Annotated in this window: 21 protein-coding genes, 2 tRNA genes and 1 pseudogene; 10 read left to right on the top strand and 14 right to left on the bottom strand. The window is 60.8% G+C overall.

Going from position 1 to position 18,878, the window contains the following annotated elements; genetic code table 11:
* Positions 1-777, top strand: a complete 777-nt coding sequence (locus B9N88_RS10700) for a TatD family hydrolase (protein ID WP_027604875.1) — start codon at positions 1-3, stop codon at positions 775-777.
* On the opposite strand, the gene B9N88_RS10695 is transcribed toward B9N88_RS10700, so the two are convergent.
* From B9N88_RS10695 to B9N88_RS10675, 6 genes and pseudogenes are all read right to left on the bottom strand, one after another.
* Complete coding sequence (locus B9N88_RS10695) at positions 724-1,155, bottom strand: hypothetical protein (RefSeq protein ID WP_027604876.1); 432 nt, start codon at positions 1,153-1,155, stop codon at positions 724-726. The two genes, B9N88_RS10700 and B9N88_RS10695, sit on opposite strands and share 54 nt — an antisense overlap.
* Before the next feature lie 126 nt (positions 1,156-1,281).
* On the bottom strand, positions 1,282-1,986 hold the full coding sequence (locus B9N88_RS33255; protein ID WP_370671242.1) for a methyl-accepting chemotaxis protein: 705 nt from the start codon (positions 1,984-1,986) through the stop codon (positions 1,282-1,284).
* Positions 1,987-2,139: 153 nt separating this feature from the next.
* A pseudogene (locus B9N88_RS33250) lies at positions 2,140-2,343 on the bottom strand (HAMP domain-containing protein); the annotation flags it as partial.
* Between the two features lie 1,165 nt (positions 2,344-3,508).
* Positions 3,509-4,345 (bottom strand): regulatory signaling modulator protein AmpE, encoded by an 837-nt coding sequence (ampE, locus tag B9N88_RS10685; RefSeq protein WP_027604878.1) that lies wholly within the window; start codon positions 4,343-4,345, stop codon positions 3,509-3,511.
* A complete protein-coding gene (gene ampD / locus B9N88_RS10680; protein ID WP_027604879.1) occupies positions 4,342-4,905 on the bottom strand; it encodes a 1,6-anhydro-N-acetylmuramyl-L-alanine amidase AmpD in 564 nt (187 codons plus the stop codon). The genes ampE and ampD overlap by 4 nt, the downstream gene beginning before the upstream one ends.
* 61 nt (positions 4,906-4,966) lie before the next feature.
* Positions 4,967-7,117, bottom strand: coding sequence for a DUF1631 domain-containing protein (locus B9N88_RS10675; protein ID WP_027604880.1), 2,151 nt, complete (start codon positions 7,115-7,117; stop codon positions 4,967-4,969).
* 244 nt (positions 7,118-7,361) lie between these two features.
* Here B9N88_RS10675 and nadC point away from each other — a divergent pair, with 244 nt between their 5' ends.
* The gene (gene nadC, locus B9N88_RS10670; RefSeq protein ID WP_027604881.1) at positions 7,362-8,210 is read left to right on the top strand and encodes a carboxylating nicotinate-nucleotide diphosphorylase; all 849 of its coding nucleotides are present in this window, start codon (positions 7,362-7,364) and stop codon (positions 8,208-8,210) included.
* A gap of 82 nt (positions 8,211-8,292) precedes the next feature.
* Here the strand turns inward: nadC and B9N88_RS10665 are convergent, their stop codons facing one another.
* The 4 genes from B9N88_RS10665 to B9N88_RS10650 all read right to left on the bottom strand — a co-directional run bounded on the left by B9N88_RS10665 (position 8,293) and on the right by B9N88_RS10650 (position 10,716).
* Complete coding sequence (locus B9N88_RS10665) at positions 8,293-8,598, bottom strand: DUF6388 family protein (RefSeq protein WP_027604882.1); 306 nt, start codon at positions 8,596-8,598, stop codon at positions 8,293-8,295.
* Positions 8,599-8,748: 150 nt separating this feature from the next.
* Positions 8,749-8,821 (bottom strand) — tRNA-Thr (locus B9N88_RS10660).
* Positions 8,822-8,869: 48 nt separating this feature from the next.
* A complete protein-coding gene (locus B9N88_RS10655; protein ID WP_027604883.1) occupies positions 8,870-10,270 on the bottom strand; it encodes an O-antigen ligase family protein in 1,401 nt (466 codons plus the stop codon).
* Between the two features lie 35 nt (positions 10,271-10,305).
* Positions 10,306-10,716 (bottom strand): pilin, encoded by a 411-nt coding sequence (locus tag B9N88_RS10650; RefSeq protein ID WP_027604884.1) that lies wholly within the window; start codon positions 10,714-10,716, stop codon positions 10,306-10,308.
* Positions 10,717-10,918: 202 nt separating this feature from the next.
* Between B9N88_RS10650 and B9N88_RS10645 the strand changes: the two genes are divergently transcribed.
* Genes B9N88_RS10645 through yacG form a run of 4 tightly spaced genes read left to right on the top strand, consistent with a single transcriptional unit; the run spans position 10,919 to position 13,807 of the window.
* Positions 10,919-12,127, top strand: coding sequence for a type II secretion system F family protein (locus B9N88_RS10645; protein WP_027604885.1), 1,209 nt, complete (start codon positions 10,919-10,921; stop codon positions 12,125-12,127).
* On the top strand, positions 12,124-12,990 hold the full coding sequence (locus tag B9N88_RS10640) for a prepilin peptidase (protein WP_027604886.1): 867 nt from the start codon (positions 12,124-12,126) through the stop codon (positions 12,988-12,990). Before B9N88_RS10645 ends, B9N88_RS10640 begins: the two co-directional genes overlap by 4 nt.
* Complete coding sequence (gene coaE, locus B9N88_RS10635) at positions 12,987-13,610, top strand: dephospho-CoA kinase (RefSeq protein WP_027604887.1); 624 nt, start codon at positions 12,987-12,989, stop codon at positions 13,608-13,610. The genes B9N88_RS10640 and coaE overlap by 4 nt, the downstream gene beginning before the upstream one ends.
* On the top strand, positions 13,607-13,807 hold the full coding sequence (gene yacG, locus B9N88_RS10630; protein WP_027604888.1) for a DNA gyrase inhibitor YacG: 201 nt from the start codon (positions 13,607-13,609) through the stop codon (positions 13,805-13,807). Before coaE ends, yacG begins: the two co-directional genes overlap by 4 nt.
* On the opposite strand, the gene B9N88_RS10625 is transcribed toward yacG, so the two are convergent.
* From B9N88_RS10625 to B9N88_RS10615, 3 genes are all read right to left on the bottom strand, one after another.
* A complete protein-coding gene (locus B9N88_RS10625; protein ID WP_003171680.1) occupies positions 13,804-14,019 on the bottom strand; it encodes a hypothetical protein in 216 nt (71 codons plus the stop codon). The two genes, yacG and B9N88_RS10625, sit on opposite strands and share 4 nt — an antisense overlap.
* A 75-nt stretch (positions 14,020-14,094) precedes the next feature.
* Positions 14,095-14,784: an energy-coupling factor ABC transporter permease gene (locus B9N88_RS10620; RefSeq protein ID WP_027604889.1), complete on the bottom strand. Its 690-nt coding sequence runs from the start codon at positions 14,782-14,784 to the stop codon at positions 14,095-14,097.
* The gene (locus B9N88_RS10615) at positions 14,781-15,248 is read right to left on the bottom strand and encodes a hypothetical protein (RefSeq protein ID WP_027604890.1); all 468 of its coding nucleotides are present in this window, start codon (positions 15,246-15,248) and stop codon (positions 14,781-14,783) included. Before B9N88_RS10615 ends, B9N88_RS10620 begins: the two co-directional genes overlap by 4 nt.
* A gap of 105 nt (positions 15,249-15,353) precedes the next feature.
* Between B9N88_RS10615 and B9N88_RS10610 the strand changes: the two genes are divergently transcribed.
* The 3 genes from B9N88_RS10610 to B9N88_RS10600 are packed head-to-tail and all read left to right on the top strand — an operon-like array spanning position 15,354 to position 17,569.
* On the top strand, positions 15,354-15,983 hold the full coding sequence (locus B9N88_RS10610; protein WP_027604891.1) for a DUF1780 domain-containing protein: 630 nt from the start codon (positions 15,354-15,356) through the stop codon (positions 15,981-15,983).
* Between the two features lie 53 nt (positions 15,984-16,036).
* Positions 16,037-16,210 (top strand): DUF3094 family protein, encoded by a 174-nt coding sequence (locus B9N88_RS10605; RefSeq protein ID WP_043293437.1) that lies wholly within the window; start codon positions 16,037-16,039, stop codon positions 16,208-16,210.
* Between the two features lie 60 nt (positions 16,211-16,270).
* Positions 16,271-17,569: an NAD(P)/FAD-dependent oxidoreductase gene (locus tag B9N88_RS10600; protein WP_027604892.1), complete on the top strand. Its 1,299-nt coding sequence runs from the start codon at positions 16,271-16,273 to the stop codon at positions 17,567-17,569.
* Between the two features lie 128 nt (positions 17,570-17,697).
* Here B9N88_RS10600 and B9N88_RS10595 read toward each other — a convergent pair.
* A tRNA-Pro gene (locus tag B9N88_RS10595) sits at positions 17,698-17,774 on the bottom strand.
* Positions 17,775-18,016: 242 nt separating this feature from the next.
* Between B9N88_RS10595 and B9N88_RS10590 the strand changes: the two genes are divergently transcribed.
* On the top strand, positions 18,017-18,877 hold the full coding sequence (locus B9N88_RS10590) for a ParA family protein (protein WP_027606760.1): 861 nt from the start codon (positions 18,017-18,019) through the stop codon (positions 18,875-18,877).
* Position 18,878 lies beyond the last annotated feature (1 nt).

Raw genomic sequence — 18,878 nt, 5'->3', positions numbered from 1 at the left:
GTGGAGCTGATCGACACCCACACCCACCTGGACTTCCCGGACTTCGACAGCGATCGCCGGGAAGTCCTCGCCCACAGCCGTGAGTTGGGTGTGCGGCGCATGGTGCTGCTGGGGGTGTATCAGCAGAATTGGCAGCGGCTGTGGGATCTGGTGCAGGCGGATGCCGGTTTGTTCGCGGCCTTTGGCCTGCATCCGGTGTACCTTGATGAGCACAAGCCCGCCGACCTGACGGAGTTGGGCGACTGGTTGACCCGCCTGCACGGCCATCGACAGCTCTGCGCGGTAGGTGAGATCGGCCTGGATTACTTTCTCGAACAGCTGGATCGCGAAGGCCAGCAAGGCCTGTTCGAAGCCCAACTCAAACTGGCGGTGGACTTCCAACTGCCGGCGCTGCTCCACGTACGCCGCAGCCACGCGGCCGTGATCGCCACGCTCAAGCGCATCCGCCTGCCACGAGGCGGCATCATCCACGCGTTTGCCGGCAGCCGGGAAGAAGCCCACGAATACATCAAGCTCGGGTTCAAGCTCGGCCTGGGCGGCGCAGCCACATGGCCCCAGGCCCTGCGCATGCATAAAGTGCTGGCACAGCTACCGTTGAACGCTGTGGTACTGGAAACCGACGCCCCCGACATGGCGCCGGCCATGTACCCGGGCCAGCGCAACAGCCCGCAGCACCTGCCGGCGATCTGCACCGCCCTGGCCGAGCGCATGGGCACCAGCCCCCTAGCGCTGGCCGAGGCGAGCACCCGCAATGCGTGCGAGCTGTTCAATTGGTAGTACCGGGGTCACCGCTTGCAGGTTCAAGGTCATGCGCTGTCGATGGCGGACGTAGCGCAGCACCAGGAAGTGCACCAGCAGCACCACCAATGACACGTTGAGCTGCCCGACCACACTGATCAGGCCAATCCACTCCGTCACCAGCGCCACGATCAGCACCACGCAGGTCAGCACAGCCATGCTCGGGCATACCAGCGCCCAATGGTCCAGCGCCTTGAAATGTCGCAACTGCCGGGGGCAGTTCAGCTCCAGGACGCGCTGGCAATACGGGCAATCAAAGGGTTCTTCAATGGCGATGGCGTTCAACTGCCAAGGCTTGAGTTCAAACGTGATGTCGCAATGGGCGCAGTGCCCCTTGACGCCGACTGCAGTGGTCATTGTCATGCCTCCCTTGGACCTTGATTGAGTGACACAAATCTTCACTCATTCACCCGCGCAAAAAAGGCACTCCAGGAAATCAGGACAGGCACTACACCAACCAAAGACCAATCCTACGCCACCGCCTTACACACGAAAGGCCCCGATCAGTTGCTTCAACTCGATCACCTGTATCGACAGCTGCCGGCTCGCCGCTTCAGTCTGATGCGCGCCTTGGGCTGCATGCTCGCCGGCACGATTGATTTCGACGATATTCTGGTCGATGTCATGGGCGACGGCGGTCTGCTGCTCCACCGCTGCGGCGATCTGCTGATTCTGATCGACGATCATGCCCACGGCACCGAGGATATTTTCCAGGGCTTGCTGGACCTTGTCCGACTGTTCCACGGTGCCGCTGGCCATTTCATGGCTGGTGCCCATGGCCTTCACGGCCGCTGCCACACCGCTGTGCAGGCGGCTGATCATTTGCTCGATTTCTTCGGTGGAATGCTGGGTACGCCGGGCCAGGGTTCGCACCTCGTCGGCCACCACGGCAAAGCCGCGTCCCTGCTCACCGGCCCGTGCGGCCTCGATGGCCGCATTGAGTGCCAGCAGGTTGGTTTGCTCGGCGATACTTTTGATCACCTCCAGGACGCTGCTGATGGACTGGCTGTCGGTGGCCAACTGGTTGATCACCCTAACCGACTGGTCGATCTCCGAGGCCAGCCGCGCAATGCTGCCCTGCTGGGATTGCACCAGGCCGCGGCCATTGACGGTTTCATCGTTGACGCTGTGGGCACTGCTGACCGCCGCCGCGGCACTGCGCGCCACTTCCTGGGCGGTGGAAGACATTTGGTTCATGGCCGTCGCCACCTGCTCAATCTGCATGCGCTGGCCAGAGACCGCCTGATTGCTCCGGGCCGAGACCGTTTCCACTTGGCCGGCCTGCAACTCGACCTGGCTGACGGTATGCCCGACGCGCTCGATCAAATCATGGATTTTCGCCACGGTGCCGTTGAACACTTGGCCCAGGTCGCCCAACTCATCGCGGCTTTGGGCAACAAAGGTAACGGTCATGTCGCCGGCGGCCACCTTGTCCATCATCGCCCCCAGGCGCCGTAACGTGGTGCGCGTAGACGCGTAGAACCCTGCATACAGGTAGAAGATCAGCAAAAACACCGCCGTCAGCGCCGAGACCAGCACCACCATGTGCGTACGGTTCTGCGCCAGGCGCTGCTCCAGCTGCTGCCCGAGGAACGTCAGGGTGGCGTCATCGAGCTGATAGGTGTGCTCCATCAATTGGCTGACGCTGTCATAGAAACCCTGCCACGGCGCGTCAAGGGTTTCGGCCATCACCACCTGCTCTTCAAACAATTCACTGCCGTGCTTGAGGCTGGCATTGCTGGCCTTCGCCAGGCTGTCGAGCGCCGCGTGCGCGGCGTTGCTGGAGCCCAGGACGTCCTGCAATTTCAAGGCGTATTCGGCCTGGAGCTTTTCCAACTGTTGCAGCAGTTCGTCGAAGCGGGTACTGGAAGATGAGTTGAGAAAACCCTGGCCCAGGGAGTAGGCCCCCATCGCCCGGCCTTCTCCCAGGGTCTGGGTGACCTGCGGGGTGACACTGGTGATCAGCTCGCTGAGCTGGCGCAAGTCACTCTGGGGGTCGCGGCTCAAGCCGGACTGGCTGGCAATGATCTGGCTGAGCATCTGGGCCTTGTTGAGCAACTTGCCGATCAACGCACTTTTGCTCTGCAGCGAGCTTTCCTGTTGCTGGGCCTGGAAGGCGGTGATCAGTTCGTCACGCTTACCTTCAAAGGCGGCGATTTGCTCAGGTTCGGCAGCCATCGGGGTGAGGCCTTGCAGACGGGCGAGCACGCTCTGCTCCAGGGCGCTGATCTTGCCCTCAAGGTCAGCGGCCTTGCCGGACTGGCCAAGTATTGCGTTGATCTGCACCTGGTTATTGAGGGTTTCCAGGTCACGGCGCAGGACCAGGCTGCTGCCGAGCAAATCCAGGCTTTGCAGCTCGACACGGGTGCCCTGGAATTCGCGCCAGGAATCGCGCACCAGGTAATAGTTGGTGGCCAGCATCGGCAGCAGGAACAGCACGCTGATCAGGCTGAACTTCATGCCGAAGCTAAGACGGTTCATCAGCGCGACGGCGGGATAGAGCAAGCTCTTCACAGGTGACCTCCCCTTTGTTTTATTTTTATTCAGGCGCAGGGCGGCGGCAGAAAGCCACTATTTGGCGCTCTGTCTGTATAGCTCAATTTGAAAGGGAGTTTTGTAACGTAAAGTTAACGGACGAGGATTGCAGCGGGCTGCTGCGCAGCCCGGCGCGGGCGGTGCGACGATTCGACAAGCCCGCTTATCACAGGAGTCAGGGCAACACGGTCCAAATGGCGAAACCGGCATACCACAGCACCGCCGCACGCAGCAGCAGTTCCCACAGGCGATCCAGGCTGTTGATGCCATCGGCACCCACGGCCGGAGGCGGGATTTCAGCCGCGACCAGGCCAACTTTTTCCACCAGTTGCGCCGCGCTGATGTCCCAGCTCAACAACTCGTGAAGCATGACACGGCTGACCGCGACGAAGTTGCCCACCAGGGCAAAACTGGCCGCCAGCAGGCGCACCGGCAGCCAGTCGAACGCGTGACGCAATTGCCCGGCGCGCTCGGCCACCAGAGGGTTCTGGCTGTGCTCACTGGCGAGCGCCAGCAGTCGATAGGCCAGCGCGGCGACCGGCCCCAACAGGAAGTACCAGAAAATCACGGCAAAGAAGCTCTGGTAGGCCTGCCACAACAGATGGCCCTGGACGCGCTCCAGCAGTTGCTCGCCGCTGTCGGCGCCCAGCTTCAGGTCGCGCTCGGCCACATGTTCGGCCGCCTGCAGGTCACCACGGCGCCAGGCATCGCGAAATGGCCCCAGCCCAGCCAATAGATCGCCACGGCCCAGGCTGTAGATCACCACCAGCAAGTGCACCGGCAGCGCCAACAAACCATAGGCCACCGGCTCCAGCACCAGCAACAACAACGCCAGCAACGCCACCGGCAGCAACACCAGCAGGAGCAGAATCAGCCACGGCTGCTTGCCCATGCGCGGGCTCGACTCCAACTTGGCCAATTCGCGCAACCAGCCGCCATCACGCTGCAACCGCTGGCGCAGGGCCGAGAACTTCTCGATCCACACGGCCAGCACCAACACCAGAAAACTCATCGTGCGTGTCCTCCATCCTGCAGGGCGCTGCGAAAGCGCACCCAATCAAAAGCGGGGCCGGGATCGGTCTTGCGCCCCGGAGCGATATCGCTATGGCCGCAGATACGCTGCGGCGTAATACCTGGATAGGCTGCCAGCAACTGCCGTGTCAGGTCGACCAGCGACACATACTGGGGGTTGGTGAACGGCAAATCATCCGTACCTTCAAGCTCTATGCCCAGGGAAAAGTCATTGCACGTCTCACGCCCTTCGAAACACGAGACCCCGGCATGCCAGGCCCGGTCTATGCAGGACACAAACTGCGTCACCGTGCCATCGCGCTCAATCAGAAAATGCGCAGACACCCGTAGGTCGGCAATCCCTTCAAAGTAGGGATGTTCCGTGACGTCCAGGCGATTCTGGAAAAACTCCTGCACTTTGCCGGTAGCGAACTGCGCGGGTGGCAGGCTGATGTTATGCACCACCAACAGTGAGATTTCGCCTGCCGGGCGCTCGTTGAAGTTGGGTGAAGGGCAATGGCGAATGCCCTGGCACCAGCCGCTGGCGGGGTCCAACTGCATACAGGATCCTTGAACGTGACTAAGTGTGACCAGTATGCCGCGTTCGACCCCGTGGTTGCGATCACTTGCCGCGATTGAGTTGACGCAGCTTGCCCACCACCGCCGCCAACGCCCGCTCGAACAGCGGCTCATCGTCGAGGTTATGCAGCGCGCCACGCTTGAATGCCATCGCCAGTTGGCCGGCACTCTTCTCCAGGACCTTGAGCCCGGTACGGCCGACGAAAATATAGGTGTTGGCCGGCGCCATGATCGCCGTCAGCTTGCACCGCAGGGTGCCTGCCTGGCCCTGCTGGAACACGATCCAGTCACCGACGCGCAATTGGTGCACCTTGGCCAGGTCCGGATCATCCTCCGGCAGGCCCTCGACGGGATCGAGCGGCAGTACGCTGAACACAAAGGGTTCACGCACTTCGAGCCATCCATCGCCACCCTCGGGCGGCCGGACATGCAGGGTCTGCAAGCGCACAAAAAAATCACGGGTGCTGAAGGGGTCGAATGCAGCGCTGGTCAACCCGTCGCGCAGTGCCTTGAGCAACCCGGGCAACTGCTCCAGCAAGTGCACCCCGGCTTCAGTGTCTGCCGGCAGGCTGACACTCCAGATCAGCTCATCCATGGTGCGCAGCCCTGCTTGCCATTGCACCGACTGCTCGCCGTGCTTGAGGCTGGCCAGCAACAGCACCTGGCTCCAGGCCTGTTGCAGGAACTGCACCACCGCCTGCGGCAAAACCTTGCCCAGCATCCGTCGATTCAGTACCTCGGCCACCCGTGCCCGCGCCGCTTCTGTACGCACGCGCCCTTCTTCAGCATGGCGGGTGTGCTGTTCAAGCAATTCGCTGCGACGACGCTCATCGGCAGTGAACGCAGTGAATTCAGTCAGCAATTGGGAAAAAATCGCCGGGTCTTCAACAAACTCATTGAGTAAACGCTGAACCACCTGCTCTATGCGCAGGTACAGGCTGTCTCGCTGGAAGTCATCGACCGGGCTCCAGCCCATGGCGGTGGTAGCGATTTCATTCAACAGGCGCCGCGCCGGATGACCGGGGCGACTGAAAAAACTCTTGTCCAGCACCGCCACTTTCAGCATCGGGATCTGCAGGCGGCCGATCAAGGCCTTGAAGGCGTCCGGCACTGCGCGGTCATTGAGGATGAATTCGAACAGCAGGGCGATCAGGTTGATCACATCTTCATCCGCATCCTCCACCACCCGCGACTTGCCACTCTTGACGCTGACGCGGGTAAGCAACTGCTCGAGCTGGTTACGCAGGTCGAAATCATCCTCGGCTTCCGGCTCCGGGACGTACTGCTGCAAATGGGATAACAGCCGCAACAGGTCGCGGGTGGCGATGGGCTGGGGTTCGGCACTGGCTTCAAGGGTAGGCGACACGCTACCGCGCACGACGGTCAACAACGCCTGCAAGGCGCTGAAGGCTTGCTGGCCATTTTCGTCGACGTGTTGGTCGGTGCTCGGCAATACCTCTTCACGCTGATGATCACGGGCGGCACGGCCACAGGGGCGGCGGGACGGCGCGGCCTTGAGTTCCGGCAACACGCCGGTCGCGACCAGCAGCTGATTGGCTTCACCGTACAGTTGGTCAGCATCACTGAGTACGTACTTTTCAAACAGCTTGAGCATGATCAGCTTGACGCGGATCTCCACGCCCAGGCTACGCCCGGCACGCAGGAAAAACTCGCACAGCAGCGCCGGACCCAGGGGGTTCTCACTGTCGTCCAGGCGATTGCCGAGCAAGGCACTCAAGCGTGCCGTGAGTTGCGACAGCGCCAGGCCGTCGCGGTGGCGCACCCGGCCCAGCATGGCCTCAAGCGCGACGGCTTTTTCCAGGTCATCCTTGGACGTGCCTGAGGCCGCGTCATAGGACACCACCGGCACCAACTGAAGTTCACCACGGCCCGCCAGCCCCAGGTTGCCAAAGGCTTCGAACAGCCGCTCCATGAACACGCGCTCGAAATTCTTGCGCTTGAGGCGCAGGTCGCGCATGGCTTCAAAGAAGATATGGTGGTCCACGTTGTTGCGGGCCTTGTCGGCCATTTCGAACAAGGTGTCGTCGGCGTTATCGAACAGTTCCTGTAAACCCTGCTGTAACTGCTGCGCCGCCTTATCGCGAACCTGCAGCAGCACCACCGGCAGGCGCGCGAGCGGCGATGGCGTGGCTTGTGCCTTGTTGATTGGCACCACCTTTCCGTCATTGTGCATCCTGGCCTCCTGAAACGGCGGTAAAGCGTTGGGGAAAGATCGGGTACAGGCCCAATAAGGCTGTGGATAACCGGTTATCACCAGGACGTCAAAGCTATGACGCCAATTGCAAGGCGCGAGATTATCTTGCAAATGAGTGCCGTTGCGCCAGCAAACTCTGACATTGCGCTGTAAATGAGTGGTGAGCCTGGGTTCAAACGCACGCTGCCCCTATAATCGGGACACTTTGTTTGTGGAGCCTGTTATGCCGAACCTCCGTCTTGCCGACCTCACCGCCGAAATCGAAGCCAACGTGCGCCGCGCGCTCCTGGAAGACATCGGCAGCGGCGACATCACCGCACAGTTGATTCCGGCCGAACGGCTGGCCACGGCCACCATCATTACCCGCGATGCCGCCGTCATCGCCGGCACTGCGTGGGTGGATGCCGTATTCCGCCAACTGGACCCACGGGTCGCCGTGCACTGGCAGGTGGCCGACGGCGAACGTGTCAGCCCCAACCAGGCACTGTTCCACCTGGAGGGGCCGGCGCGCTCGCTGCTCAGTGGCGAGCGCTCTGCCCTGAACTTCCTGCAGCTGCTGTCCGGAGTCGCCACCCGCGCCCGGTTCCTGGCGGATTTTGTCGCCAGCACCCAGGTCAAGCTGCTGGACACTCGAAAAACCCTGCCCGGCCTGCGCCTGGCGCAGAAATACGCGGTGACCTGCGGTGGCTGCCACAACCACCGTATCGGTTTGTATGACGCGTTCCTGATCAAGGAAAACCACATCGCTGCCAGCGGCGGGATTGCCCAAGCCATCAGCGCCGCCCACAAGATTGCACCCGGCAAGCCGGTGGAAATCGAAGTGGAGAGCCTGGACGAACTGCGCGAAGCGCTGGCGGCGGGCGCCGACATCGTCATGCTCGATGAGTTGAGCCTGGAAGATATGCGTGAAGCCGTGCGCCTGAACGGCGGCAAGGCCAAGCTGGAAGCCAGCGGCGGGATCAATGAAAGCACCCTGCTGCCTATCGCGGAGACGGGGGTGGACTACATCTCCATTGGTGCGATGACCAAGGATGTGAAGGCGGTGGATTTGTCGATGCGCCTCAGTATCTGAGGAGAGGGCAAGCGGTGAGCTTCAAGCTGCAAGAGGGCTGCGTTCCAACTTGCAGCTTGCAGCTTGAAACTTGCAGCAGCGTCTAAACGACCAGGTCATTCATCTCGCAATACTCTTCCCATTCGACACCCAGCACCTCGGCCGCCTCTTTGTGCAAGGCCAGCCGTGCCGCTTCGAACTCTTCCGGCGTCGAGGTGTACTTGAGGGTCAGTTCCCAAGGCTGGAAGCCCTGGCTCTCGGCCTCGTCCTCAAACGCCCACTGGATCTGGTCGCGCTGATCATCGGCGCTCAGGTCCTTGATCTCTTCTTTAAGCTGCGGCGACTCCTCAAGGTATTTTTCGAGGGCTGCTTGATGCCGAACTTCCTGGGTCATTTCAGTCGTGGTCATGTCGTTCTCTTAGATCGAGGAATGGGGATGCATCTGGGTCATCAAGGTTGCGCAGATACAAAAGAGCCGGCACACGTGCCAACTCGTCTGGCCTTCAGAACCATTCTGGGATCATCTGAAAACATTGCCTTTGAAGCAGTATTGCCTTTTTGCCCGAGACAGGAATCGAACCTGCGACCTTCGCGTTACGAGTGCGCTGCTCTACCAACTGAGCTACACGGGCGGTGGGCTAAAGCTAGCACCGCATCGGGCGTCCGGCAACTTACGCCCTTCAACGGGCAATGACCCCCTGAGCCCAGAAGCGTGGTTGCAGGTAGTTACCTTTGCGGTCCTGGTACTGCTGCTGGGCTTGTTGGAGGTGAGGCACATCGCGCACCGCGATAAATACCAACAGACCAACGGCCAACACACCCAAGGCTTTCCATAGGTTCCGCGCCAACGGCAGCACAGCGCTTGCTGGCACGCGCAACTCATGCAGCGCCATCAGCCAGCCCACCACCAGCGCCAACCAGACCTGGGAGTTGGGCATCACGATCACGCCATCGACCATGGACTGCACCAGCGTCCCCACCAACGCCGCAAACAGGCACAAGCGCAGCAGGTCAACCCGCGCGGCGGACAGCGCTCGCTCGCGCAGCACAGCCAAGGTGGTCCAGCCGCCTCGCCATGCCAACACCGCCACGCACAGCGCCGAGGGCACACCCCATTCGCTGGCCCATTGCAGAATCGCCTGATGGGGATGAGCGGCAATCCTGTTGGCAATATCGGCAAAATGCATCGGCCCAAAACCAAGCCACGGGCGCTCGACAAGCATATGCCACGCCTGCCACCAGATCGGGCCCCGTCCCGACAGCGAGGTGGTGAGGCGATCTGCGGCATCACTGGTGAGTTCAATCCCCAGGTAACCCGCCAGCCCCGTGAATATCAGCCAATACAGCAACAGCCCAACCGACACCGCGACCAATTGCCAGCCCAGCCAGCGACGCCCCCATGGCCCAAGCAGCGCCAACACCACGCCCGCCACGCCCATGCCAAGCCAGGTACCCCGCGTACCGCCGCTGATTGCTATCAGCCACCAGACACACAGCAACGCAAACACCATCCCCCGCAAGGCGCGGGAGACATTGGGCATCAGCAAAGGCAGCGCCAGCAATGGCAAGGTAAATGTCTGAAACTGTCCGTAGAAACGCTTGTTGGAAAAGCCGGAGAGCAGTCGGTCAGGATCCAGCATGCGCTCGCCGCTGGTGAACGCCAGCGTACCGGCATACAGATACTGGAGCGACTTGATCAGGCACAGCAACACCACAACCAGGATCAGCACGCGATCCAGAGGCTCGCCGCCGTGACGACGAAGCAGGGCAAAGGCGACGGCAATCGCCGCGCAGCTGACAAACAGCGCCACTTCGGTGAGTGCCCACAGCGGCTGATGGGCCAGCGCCGAGGACAGCAGGCCCAGCACCACAACCAGCACAACGCCCCAGGCAGTGGGCCTGTCTACCCAAGGTTCAGTGGAGGTAACCGATAACCCATACAGCACCGCGCAAAACCCGATGGCAATTTGCATGACACGCTGTAGATCATGCCCGCCGAACGGTGCACAGATGCCGACACTCAACAGGCACACCGCTGCTACCAGGAAAACACCGCCTCGCTGCTGTACGGATAACACCATCGGCCACCTCTACTTCCCTGTGGATGGTTTAGCAGTTATGCGCCGTCGGCGCCGCAGCCCTTGCTGGCATATTTCGCTTCAGCGGTCGTCGCGCACTTCCAGCCGGCGGCGCTGCGGACCAGGGTGATGGTCTTGCCCAGCACCGGTGCCGGTGCGTCGAGTATTTCGCAGCTGATGGAGCCCGCCCCCGTGGCCACATCGCCTGCCACATCGATCTTGCAGTTGGCCGTAGGGCTGGTGCCGCCGATCAAGGCCACGGTAGGTACGGTGCCCTGGTTGATGGTGTCTTCGTAACCGGCCTTCAACGCGGCAATTTCAGCCAGGCCGGCAGTGAACTTGGCCTTGGCCTGGTGGGTGGTGTACATGGGCAGGCCGATGGTGGCCAAAATGCCGATGATTGCCACGACGATCAACAACTCGATCAAGGTAAAGCCTTTCTGACGTATCACATTCACTCTCCCGAATAGAACTCATGACAAGGCGCGTCCCGCACCCCGTTTTTGCAACGGCGCCAGTGTACTCACCCGCAAGCGGCCAATCGCGCTCAAGACGCACATTCTGACATTTTTATCCTGCGCCATCGGCATGCCCGAATCCGTCACCTGACTAAGCTATAAATCTTCGACAGCCTGTATGCGGAACCGCGACATGGACAACGCTTCAACGACTTACGCCTGGGAAGGCATCAACCGCAAAGGGCGCAGGGTGTCCGGGCAAACCAAGGGGCACAACGCAGCCTTGGTCAAGGCACAACTGCGCCAGCAAGGGATCAGCCCCGGTCGTGTGCGCAAGCAATCCCCGCTGCTGCCAAGCCTCACCCCATCAGTCAAAGCGGCTGACATCACGCTGTTCACGCGCCAACTGGCGACGCTGCTGAAGGCTGGGGTTCCACTCCTGCAAGCCTTCGACATCATCAGCGAAGGCGTCGACAATCGCGCTGTGCGTGAGCAGGTGCTGGGACTTAAACAGGCGATCGCCGCCGGCAGCAGCCTGGCTGAGGCATTTCGCAAACAACCGCGTTATTTCGATGCGCTGTACTGCAACCTGGTGGCCGCCGGCGAACAGGCCGGGGCGCTTGAGACACTGCTGGAAAGGGTGGCGATCCACCGGGAAAAGAGTGAACAGCTCAAGGCCAGGATCAAAAAGGCCATGACCTACCCCATTGCTGTCCTGGTGGTTGCCAGCCTGGTCACCGGCATACTGCTGGTCCACGTGGTACCGCAGTTCCAGGCCCTGTTCGCCGGAGTCGACGGCAAACTGCCCGCATTTACCTTGCACGTGATCGCCCTGTCGGCGTTCATGCAGCACGCATGGTGGATGCTGGTATTGGGCATAGTCGCGGGAGCCGCTGGGCTGCGCCAGGCCTATCGGGCTTCGTCGGGCTTTCGCTACTGGCTGGACACAGGTTTGTTGAAAGCGCCCCTGGCAGGCAAACTGCTGACAAAATCCGCCGTGGCCCGCTACGCCCGCACGCTCTCCACGACCTTCGCCGCCGGTGTTCCACTGGTCCAGGCATTGGATTCAGTCGCCGGCGCCGTGGGAAACGACCCGTTCAAACAGGCAATCGAACATATGCGTCACGATGTATCCAACGGCATGCAACTGAATCAATCCATGCTCAACAGCGGCCTGTTTCCCGGCATGGCGATCCAACTGACGGCGATCGGCGAAGAGTCGGGCACCCTGGAACACATGCTGGAAAAGGTCGCCAGCCACTATGAGACTGACGTGGACAACCAGGTCGACAACCTCACCAGCCTGATGGAGCCATTGATCATGGTGGTGCTGGGGGGCATCGTCGGTGCGCTGGTCATCGCCATGTACCTGCCGGTCTTCCAGCTGGGGAGTGCATTTTGAGCCTGCTGCTGAACGAGCACCCATTGGCCTTTGTCACCATCGCGCTGTTACTGGGGCTGATCGTCGGCAGCTTCCTCAACGTGCTGGTCTGGCGCCTGCCAAAAATGCTCGAACGGGAATGGCGTGCCCAGGCCCATGAAGTGCTCGGCTTGCCTGCCGAACCTGGCGGGCCGACCTACAACCTGATGCACCCCAACTCATGCTGCCCACACTGTGACCATCCCATCCGGCCGTGGGAAAATATCCCACTGCTCAGCTACCTGATGCTCAGGGGGCGCTGCGCCCATTGCCAGGGAGCCATCAGCCCCCGCTACCCTTTCACGGAACTCGCCTGTGGGTTGATCTCGGCCTGGGTTGCCTGGCATTTCGGCTTTGGCTGGCAGGCCGCAGCGGTGCTGGTGTTGAGTTGGGGGTTGCTGGCAATGAGCCTGATCGACGCAGACCACCAGTTGCTGCCTGATGTGCTGGTGCTGCCATTGCTGTGGCTGGGGCTGATCGTCAACAGCTTTGGATTACTGACGACATTACCCGACGCACTATGGGGCACCGTGATCGGCTACATGAGCCTGTGGAGCGTGTTCTGGCTGTTCAAGCTGGTCACCGGCAAAGACGGCATGGGCCACGGTGATTTCAAGTTACTGGCCTTGCTCGGCGCCTGGGGCGGCTGGCAGATATTGCCGATGACACTGTTGATGTCGTCGCTGGTGGGGGTGTTTGTCGGGTTGATCCTGATGCGCCTGCGCAAGACCCTGGCGTCCACGCCGATGCCGTTTGGTCCGTATCTGGCAATTGCCGGCTGGATTGCATTGCTCTGGGGTGGTCAAATAACCGACTTCTATTTGCAGTCTGTCGGTTTCAGATGACCACTCCTGTTGCAACACCTTGGATTCTCGGCCTCACCGGTGGCATCGGCAGCGGTAAAAGTGCGGCAGCCCAGCACTTTATCGACCTGGGCATCGACCTGGTGGACGCCGATCACGCCGCGCGCTGGGTGGTCGAACCCGGCCGGCCGGCGCTGGCCCGCATCGCCGAGCATTTTGGTGCCGGCGTATTGCAGCCTGACGGCCAGTTGGACCGCGCCGCGTTGCGCAAGCTGATCTTTGAGGTGCCCGAAGAGCGCCGCTGGCTGGAAGCCTTGCTGCACCCGTTGATTGGCGAGGAGATTCGCAGTCACCTGGCTCGCGCCCGCTCGCCTTACGCGATCCTGGTGTCCCCGCTGCTGATCGAATCCGGCCAGTACAGCATGACCCAGCGCATCCTGGTGATCGACGTGCCGCAATCGCTGCAGATTCAGCGTACCCTGCAGCGCGACGGCATCAGCGAACAACAGGTTCAGGCAATTCTCAAGGCACAGTCCAGCCGTGAAGACCGCCTGAACCATGCCGATGACGTGCTGGTCAATGACCAGGATCTCGCATGGCTGCACAGCGAGGTCGAGCGACTGCACCACTTTTACCTTACTTTGCGTGGAGGCCGATCATGAGCCAACCCTTGACCGTCGACTGCCCAACCTGCGGTGCACCCGTGGAATGGAATGCAGCCAACCCTAACCGGCCGTTCTGCTCGGACCGTTGCAAGCTCATCGACCTGGGCGCGTGGGCCGCCGAGGAACACAAGATCCCCGTGGCGCCGGATGCCGAAGACGAGCTGTTTTCCGAAGACCTGCCGCCGCGCCACTAAGGCCGCATAAAGGCGTATTCCTGCTGGTCGTCGAGGTTTTCTGCGAGGTATTGCAGCTCGTCGGCCAGGTCTTCGAAACTGCGTACGCCCTTGCTCTGCTGCACCACCGCGCTGAGCATCGCGCGCAGGGTCAAGCCCGGGTCGAAACCGATTTCCTGCGCCGCATCCTGGCTTCTGCGCAACTCCTGCCGCGCCCACTCGTACACACTCATGATTCGTGCTCCCGCCTTGCCTAGGAAAATTTCGCAGAGCATGGGCCTGCTCGGCTGAGCGGGATTTGATCTGGGTCAACGCTGCGATTCGTCATCCTTCCAGGGCGCCGAGAGGTAGCGTGTGCGGTTGAATGTCTCCAGCCATTCCGGACAAAACACCACCAGAGCGCTGATCACCATGCCGTTGATAAAGGCTTCGGGGAAGATGATCAGCCACAGGTAGCCAACGAAATCCTCCAGCCATTCCGGCATGGCAAAACGACCGTCGAACCACAACAATCCCAACCCCAGCAGCAGGCAAACCAAGGCCGACAGTGCGGCAGCAAAAAAACCGGAACAGAAGATATACACGAAGGGATTGCGTGGCTGCGCTCGCTCGACCACAAGCGCACAGCCCTCGGTGACCAGCACCGGCAGCACGATCAGCAGCAGGCCGTTGACGCCAAGGGCTGCCAGGTCCTGGCGCCCAAGCAGCATCAACCCGATCTGGGCGGCAAAACCACCAACGATGGCCAGGGGCCAATCCAACAGCAGGGTTACGGCGGTCATACCGATAAAGTGGTAGGACACGCCGGTATCGAAATCCCGTCGTACCAGCCACAACATGAACAGTGCGAACACCGTACCGAACAGCAAATGCTGGCGCCGCCGGTCGGCAAACAACTCGACCCAGGGCGAACGCAGGATCGCCCACAGCAGTACCGGTGCATACAACAGCCAGCCGATGCCGAGGGTTGTGGGCGCCAGCACTGCGGCACTGATCACGGCTTCACCTGCTCCAGGGCCTGGCGCAATTCGACAGCGGTGCCGTATTCATGTTGGGAAACCAACTTACCGTTATCCAACTGCAGCCACAGCACTTTATCCGCCGCCGCGGGATAACGCGGGGCGATACGTGCGTCACGGTCCAGCATGACGCGGTAGTTGTAGGATTGCATGGCCGGTACCGCGAACAGTTTGGCGATCAGTCGAGGCATGCGCTGAATGTCAGCGACGAACACCGCATGCCGCGCTTCGAGGTAGCCTGCAGGTTGGCCTTGCAGCGCCGCGTCGACCAGCTTGGCCGCGTCCATGCTGCGCGCCACCAACAGAATCCGTGCCTGGTTATCGAGGGTATAGGCTTGGTCGAATTGATCGAGCAAGGTCCAGGGAGCGAGGCGTTCGCCCACTTCAACAGCCTGTGCCCATACCGGCAAAAGACTCAGCAACATCACCACCAGACACTTCACCGCACGCTCCTCATAAGGGGGTAATTACGCTTGAAAGGCCAGTCTACACCCTGGCTTTTGCAGCAGGACTTCCTGCGGTCATCATTTGGACGCTAAGCTGCAGGCATGGATGACTCAGATTATTTGCGCCTGCTCACCGTAGCAGCCGAACAAGCCAATGCGTTCCTGTCCAATGCCCGCAAATGGGAGCGTGAGCGTTGGGTCTGCCAGCGCCTGTTGCAAGGCTTGAATGTGCCCTACCGCGCCGAAGAGTTTCACCCCGCCGGGCAAGAACCACCCGACGTGCTGTTTCGCGATGCCAGTTTCGAGGTGTTTTTCGTACTCGATGAAGGGCGCCGCCTGAACGACGAATGGCGTGACGAGCTGTTGCGTCGACGCAGTGCATTCTCCCTAAGCCAGCTGGTGCGGCGCGAAGCCAAGCCGCGGCGCATCCCCGCCCATGAATTCCTGCTGCGCCTGGCGCCCACGTTGCGCAAGAAGGCCCACAACTACAAAGAGCGCGGGATGGACCTGGGCGAATTGGATATCGTCGCGTTCACCAGCCTCAAGCGCGAAGTGCTCGACCTCAACAGCCACTTCCCCCCACCCACCGAATACTTGCGCCAGGGCTGGCGCTCGCTGTCGCTGGTGGGGCCGACGTTTGCCCGGGTGCTGTTCGCCCACCCGGACGCGCCGGATTTCTTGCGCAACAACCTGGGGCGCAGCATAGTGTTCGATGTGGGCATCAGCCTCTGATCCCCCACTGTAACGTGGCGCCCTTTTGCAACGTCTACCTGACGAGGCCTTATATGACCAGCCGCCTGAACCCCGACGACCAACAGCATGTCGAAGAGTACCTGCAACTCTCCCAGAACCGAGTCGAGCGCAGGCCTTTCCGGCCGTGGCTGCTCCTTGGTGTGGTGCTGGTGGTGGTGATCGGGCTCGGCCTGCTCAGCCGCCTTTTGAGTTACCTGACGCTATGAGCTGCCTGGCGCTCGCGAGGGTAACTGCTCCGATTTCCTTTAGCCTTGCGAGATACCCCCATGACCCATCGTATTATTATCGTCGGCGGCGGCGCCGGCGGCCTGGAGTTGGCTACCCGCCTGGGTAAGACTCTGGGCAAGCGCGGCACCGCCAGCATCACGCTGGTGGACGCCAACCTCACCCATATCTGGAAGCCTCTGCTGCACGAAGTCGCAGCCGGCTCACTCAACTCTTCGGAAGACGAACTCAATTACGTCGCCCAGGCCAAATGGAACCACTTCGAGTTCCAACTGGGGCGCATGAGCGGGCTCGACCGTGAGCAGAAGAAAATCCAGCTGGCCGCCACCCTCGACGAAGAAGGCCGCGAGCTGGTGCCCGCGCGCGTGCTGGGCTATGACAGCCTGGTGATTGCGGTGGGCAGCACCACCAATGATTTCGGCACCGAGGGCGCGGCGCAGCACTGCCTGTTCCTCGATACCCGCAAGCAGGCCGAGCGTTTCCACCAACAGCTGCTCAACCACTATCTGCGCGCCCATGCCGGGCAGACCGATGTGGTGGAAAAGATCAGCGTCGCCATCGTCGGTGCGGGTGCAACGGGCGTCGAGCTGGCCGCAGAACTGCATAATGCGGCCCACGAGCTGGCTGCGTACGGCCTGGACCGCATCAAGCCGGAAAACATGCACATTACCCTGATCGAAGCCGGCCCCCGTGTACTGCCTGCCTTGCCGGAGCGGATTGGCGGGCCTGTGCATAAAACCCTGGAGAAGCTCGGGGTGACGGTGCTGACTAACTCAGCGGTCAGCGAAGTGACCGCCGACGCATTGATCACCAGCAGTGGCCAGGTGATCCCTGCCAGCCTCAAGGTATGGGCCGCCGGGATTCGTGCCCCGGCTTTCCTCAAGGACATCGATGGCCTGGAAACCAACCGCATCAATCAACTGCAAGTGCTGCCGACGCTGCAAACCACCCGCGATGAAAACATCTTCGCCTTTGGCGACTGCGCCGCCTGCCCGCAACCGGGCACCGACCGCAATGTGCCGCCACGGGCCCAGGCCGCGCACCAACAGGCCTCGTTGCTGGCCAAGTCATTGAGACTGCGTATCGAGGGCAAAGACCTGCCGGCGTACAAGTACACCGACTATGGGTCGCTGATCTCGCTGTCGCGGTTCTCGGCGGTGGGTAACCTGATGGGCAACCTGACCGGCAGCGTGATGCTGGAGGGTTGGCTGGCGCGGATGTTCTATGTGTCGCTGTACCGCATGCACCAGATGGCGCTGTATGGCTTCTTCCGCACGGCGATGCTGATGCTGGGCAGCAAGATCGGACGCGGGACTGAACCGCGCCTGAAGCTTCACTAACAACAGGGTCCCTTGCGGGACTGGCCAATGTGGGAGGCTTGCTCCCTCCCACATTGGTTGTGTGTTGGACTTGAGATAATTCCAGGCAAAAAAAATCCCCGTATCTTTCGATACGAGGATTTTTAATATGGTCGGGGTAAGGGGATTCGAACTCCTGACATCCTGCTCCCAAAGCAGGCGCGCTACCGGACTGCGCTATACCCCGGTAAAAAAAAGGCGACCTTTCAGTCGCCTTCTTCGATCAGCGCTTTTGGCCTCTGATCTTAAGATTCGATTCCAGCGTTAACTGGTCTCAAAAATGGTGGGTCGTGTGGGATTCGAACCTACGACCAATTGGTTAAAAGACAATTGGTTTTAGTGCTTCAAAGCTCAGGATCGTGTTCGCTACACATAGCTGTTTCCGTGGCCTCGCAGCCTCTAATGAACCCACATTAGAGGCTCCAAACCATGAAAATCTCTGCGGTCGTTTCGACCAAAGGCGGCGTAGGCAAAACCACTATCGAGGCCAACCTGGGCGCTTTCTGCGCGGACGCGGGCCTTCGCACACTCCTTATCGACCTGGACCCTGCTCAGCCCTCCCTTTCTTCGTATTACCAATTGGTCGAAGAAGCCCAAGGTGGCATCTACGATCTGCTCGCGTTCAATATCACCGAATCCGCCAAGATCATATCCAGCACCGCGATCCCAAACCTGTCGCTTGTCATTTCCAACGACATCAACAATCAACTGAACAGCCTGCTCCTGCAAGCACCTGACGGACGGTTGCGACTCGCCAACCTGATGCCGGCGTTCAAAGATCATTACGACCTGGTACTGATTGACACCCAAGGCGCCAGATCGGCCATGCTTGAAATGGTGGTCCTAGCCTCTGATTTGGTCATATCCCCACTTCCGCCCAACATGCTCGCTGCACGGGAATTCAGCCGGGGAACCATGCAGATGTTAGACGGCCTGCGCGCCTATGGTCGTCTGGGAATGAAAATCCCTCCCGTGCGGATCGTCGTCAACAATCTGGACCAAACCACCGACGCGCAGATGATCGAGCAGTCGGTACGGGAAATATTTCAGGACAATGACGAAATCAACGTTCTGGACAGCGTCATACCCACCGCAGTGGTGTTTCGTAGCGCTGCATCCCTGGGCGTCCCAGTACACCGCCTGGAATACCGGCAGCCTTCCAACCGCATATCCCCTGCAGCCCTTTTCGTCATCCGCCAATTGGCCATTGAGCTCTTTCCAGAATGGCGCGACCGCTTCGAAGCCATGACAGAGGAGCGCGTGGCAAAGCTGGTCAAGGAGGGACGCTGAT

This window comes from Pseudomonas sp. LAMO17WK12:I1, assembly GCF_900177315.1.
GTDB classification, from domain to species: domain Bacteria; phylum Pseudomonadota; class Gammaproteobacteria; order Pseudomonadales; family Pseudomonadaceae; genus Aquipseudomonas; species Aquipseudomonas marginalis.
Note: the sequence above shows the minus strand (reverse complement) of the source record. Positions and strands in the feature narration are given on the sequence as shown.

Coding starts and splice junctions, on each gene's coding strand:
- B9N88_RS10645 (WP_027604885.1), top strand. CDS start 10,919: ATGGACAACGCTTCAACGACTTACGCCTGGGAAGGCATCAACCGCAAA.
- B9N88_RS10625 (WP_003171680.1), bottom strand. CDS start 14,019: ATGAGTGTGTACGAGTGGGCGCGGCAGGAGTTGCGCAGAAGCCAGGAT.
- yacG (WP_027604888.1), top strand. CDS start 13,607: ATGAGCCAACCCTTGACCGTCGACTGCCCAACCTGCGGTGCACCCGTG.
- B9N88_RS10695 (WP_027604876.1), bottom strand. CDS start 1,155: ATGACCACTGCAGTCGGCGTCAAGGGGCACTGCGCCCATTGCGACATC.
- ampE (WP_027604878.1), bottom strand. CDS start 4,345: ATGAGTTTTCTGGTGTTGGTGCTGGCCGTGTGGATCGAGAAGTTCTCG.
- B9N88_RS10590 (WP_027606760.1), top strand. CDS start 18,017: ATGAAAATCTCTGCGGTCGTTTCGACCAAAGGCGGCGTAGGCAAAACC.
- B9N88_RS10675 (WP_027604880.1), bottom strand. CDS start 7,117: ATGCACAATGACGGAAAGGTGGTGCCAATCAACAAGGCACAAGCCACG.
- ampD (WP_027604879.1), bottom strand. CDS start 4,905: ATGCAGTTGGACCCCGCCAGCGGCTGGTGCCAGGGCATTCGCCATTGC.
- coaE (WP_027604887.1), top strand. CDS start 12,987: ATGACCACTCCTGTTGCAACACCTTGGATTCTCGGCCTCACCGGTGGC.
- B9N88_RS10605 (WP_043293437.1), top strand. CDS start 16,037: ATGACCAGCCGCCTGAACCCCGACGACCAACAGCATGTCGAAGAGTAC.
- B9N88_RS10610 (WP_027604891.1), top strand. CDS start 15,354: ATGGATGACTCAGATTATTTGCGCCTGCTCACCGTAGCAGCCGAACAA.
- B9N88_RS10655 (WP_027604883.1), bottom strand. CDS start 10,270: ATGGTGTTATCCGTACAGCAGCGAGGCGGTGTTTTCCTGGTAGCAGCG.
- B9N88_RS33255 (WP_370671242.1), bottom strand. CDS start 1,986: ATGTCTTCCACCGCCCAGGAAGTGGCGCGCAGTGCCGCGGCGGCGGTC.
- nadC (WP_027604881.1), top strand. CDS start 7,362: ATGCCGAACCTCCGTCTTGCCGACCTCACCGCCGAAATCGAAGCCAAC.
- B9N88_RS10665 (WP_027604882.1), bottom strand. CDS start 8,598: ATGACCACGACTGAAATGACCCAGGAAGTTCGGCATCAAGCAGCCCTC.
- B9N88_RS10600 (WP_027604892.1), top strand. CDS start 16,271: ATGACCCATCGTATTATTATCGTCGGCGGCGGCGCCGGCGGCCTGGAG.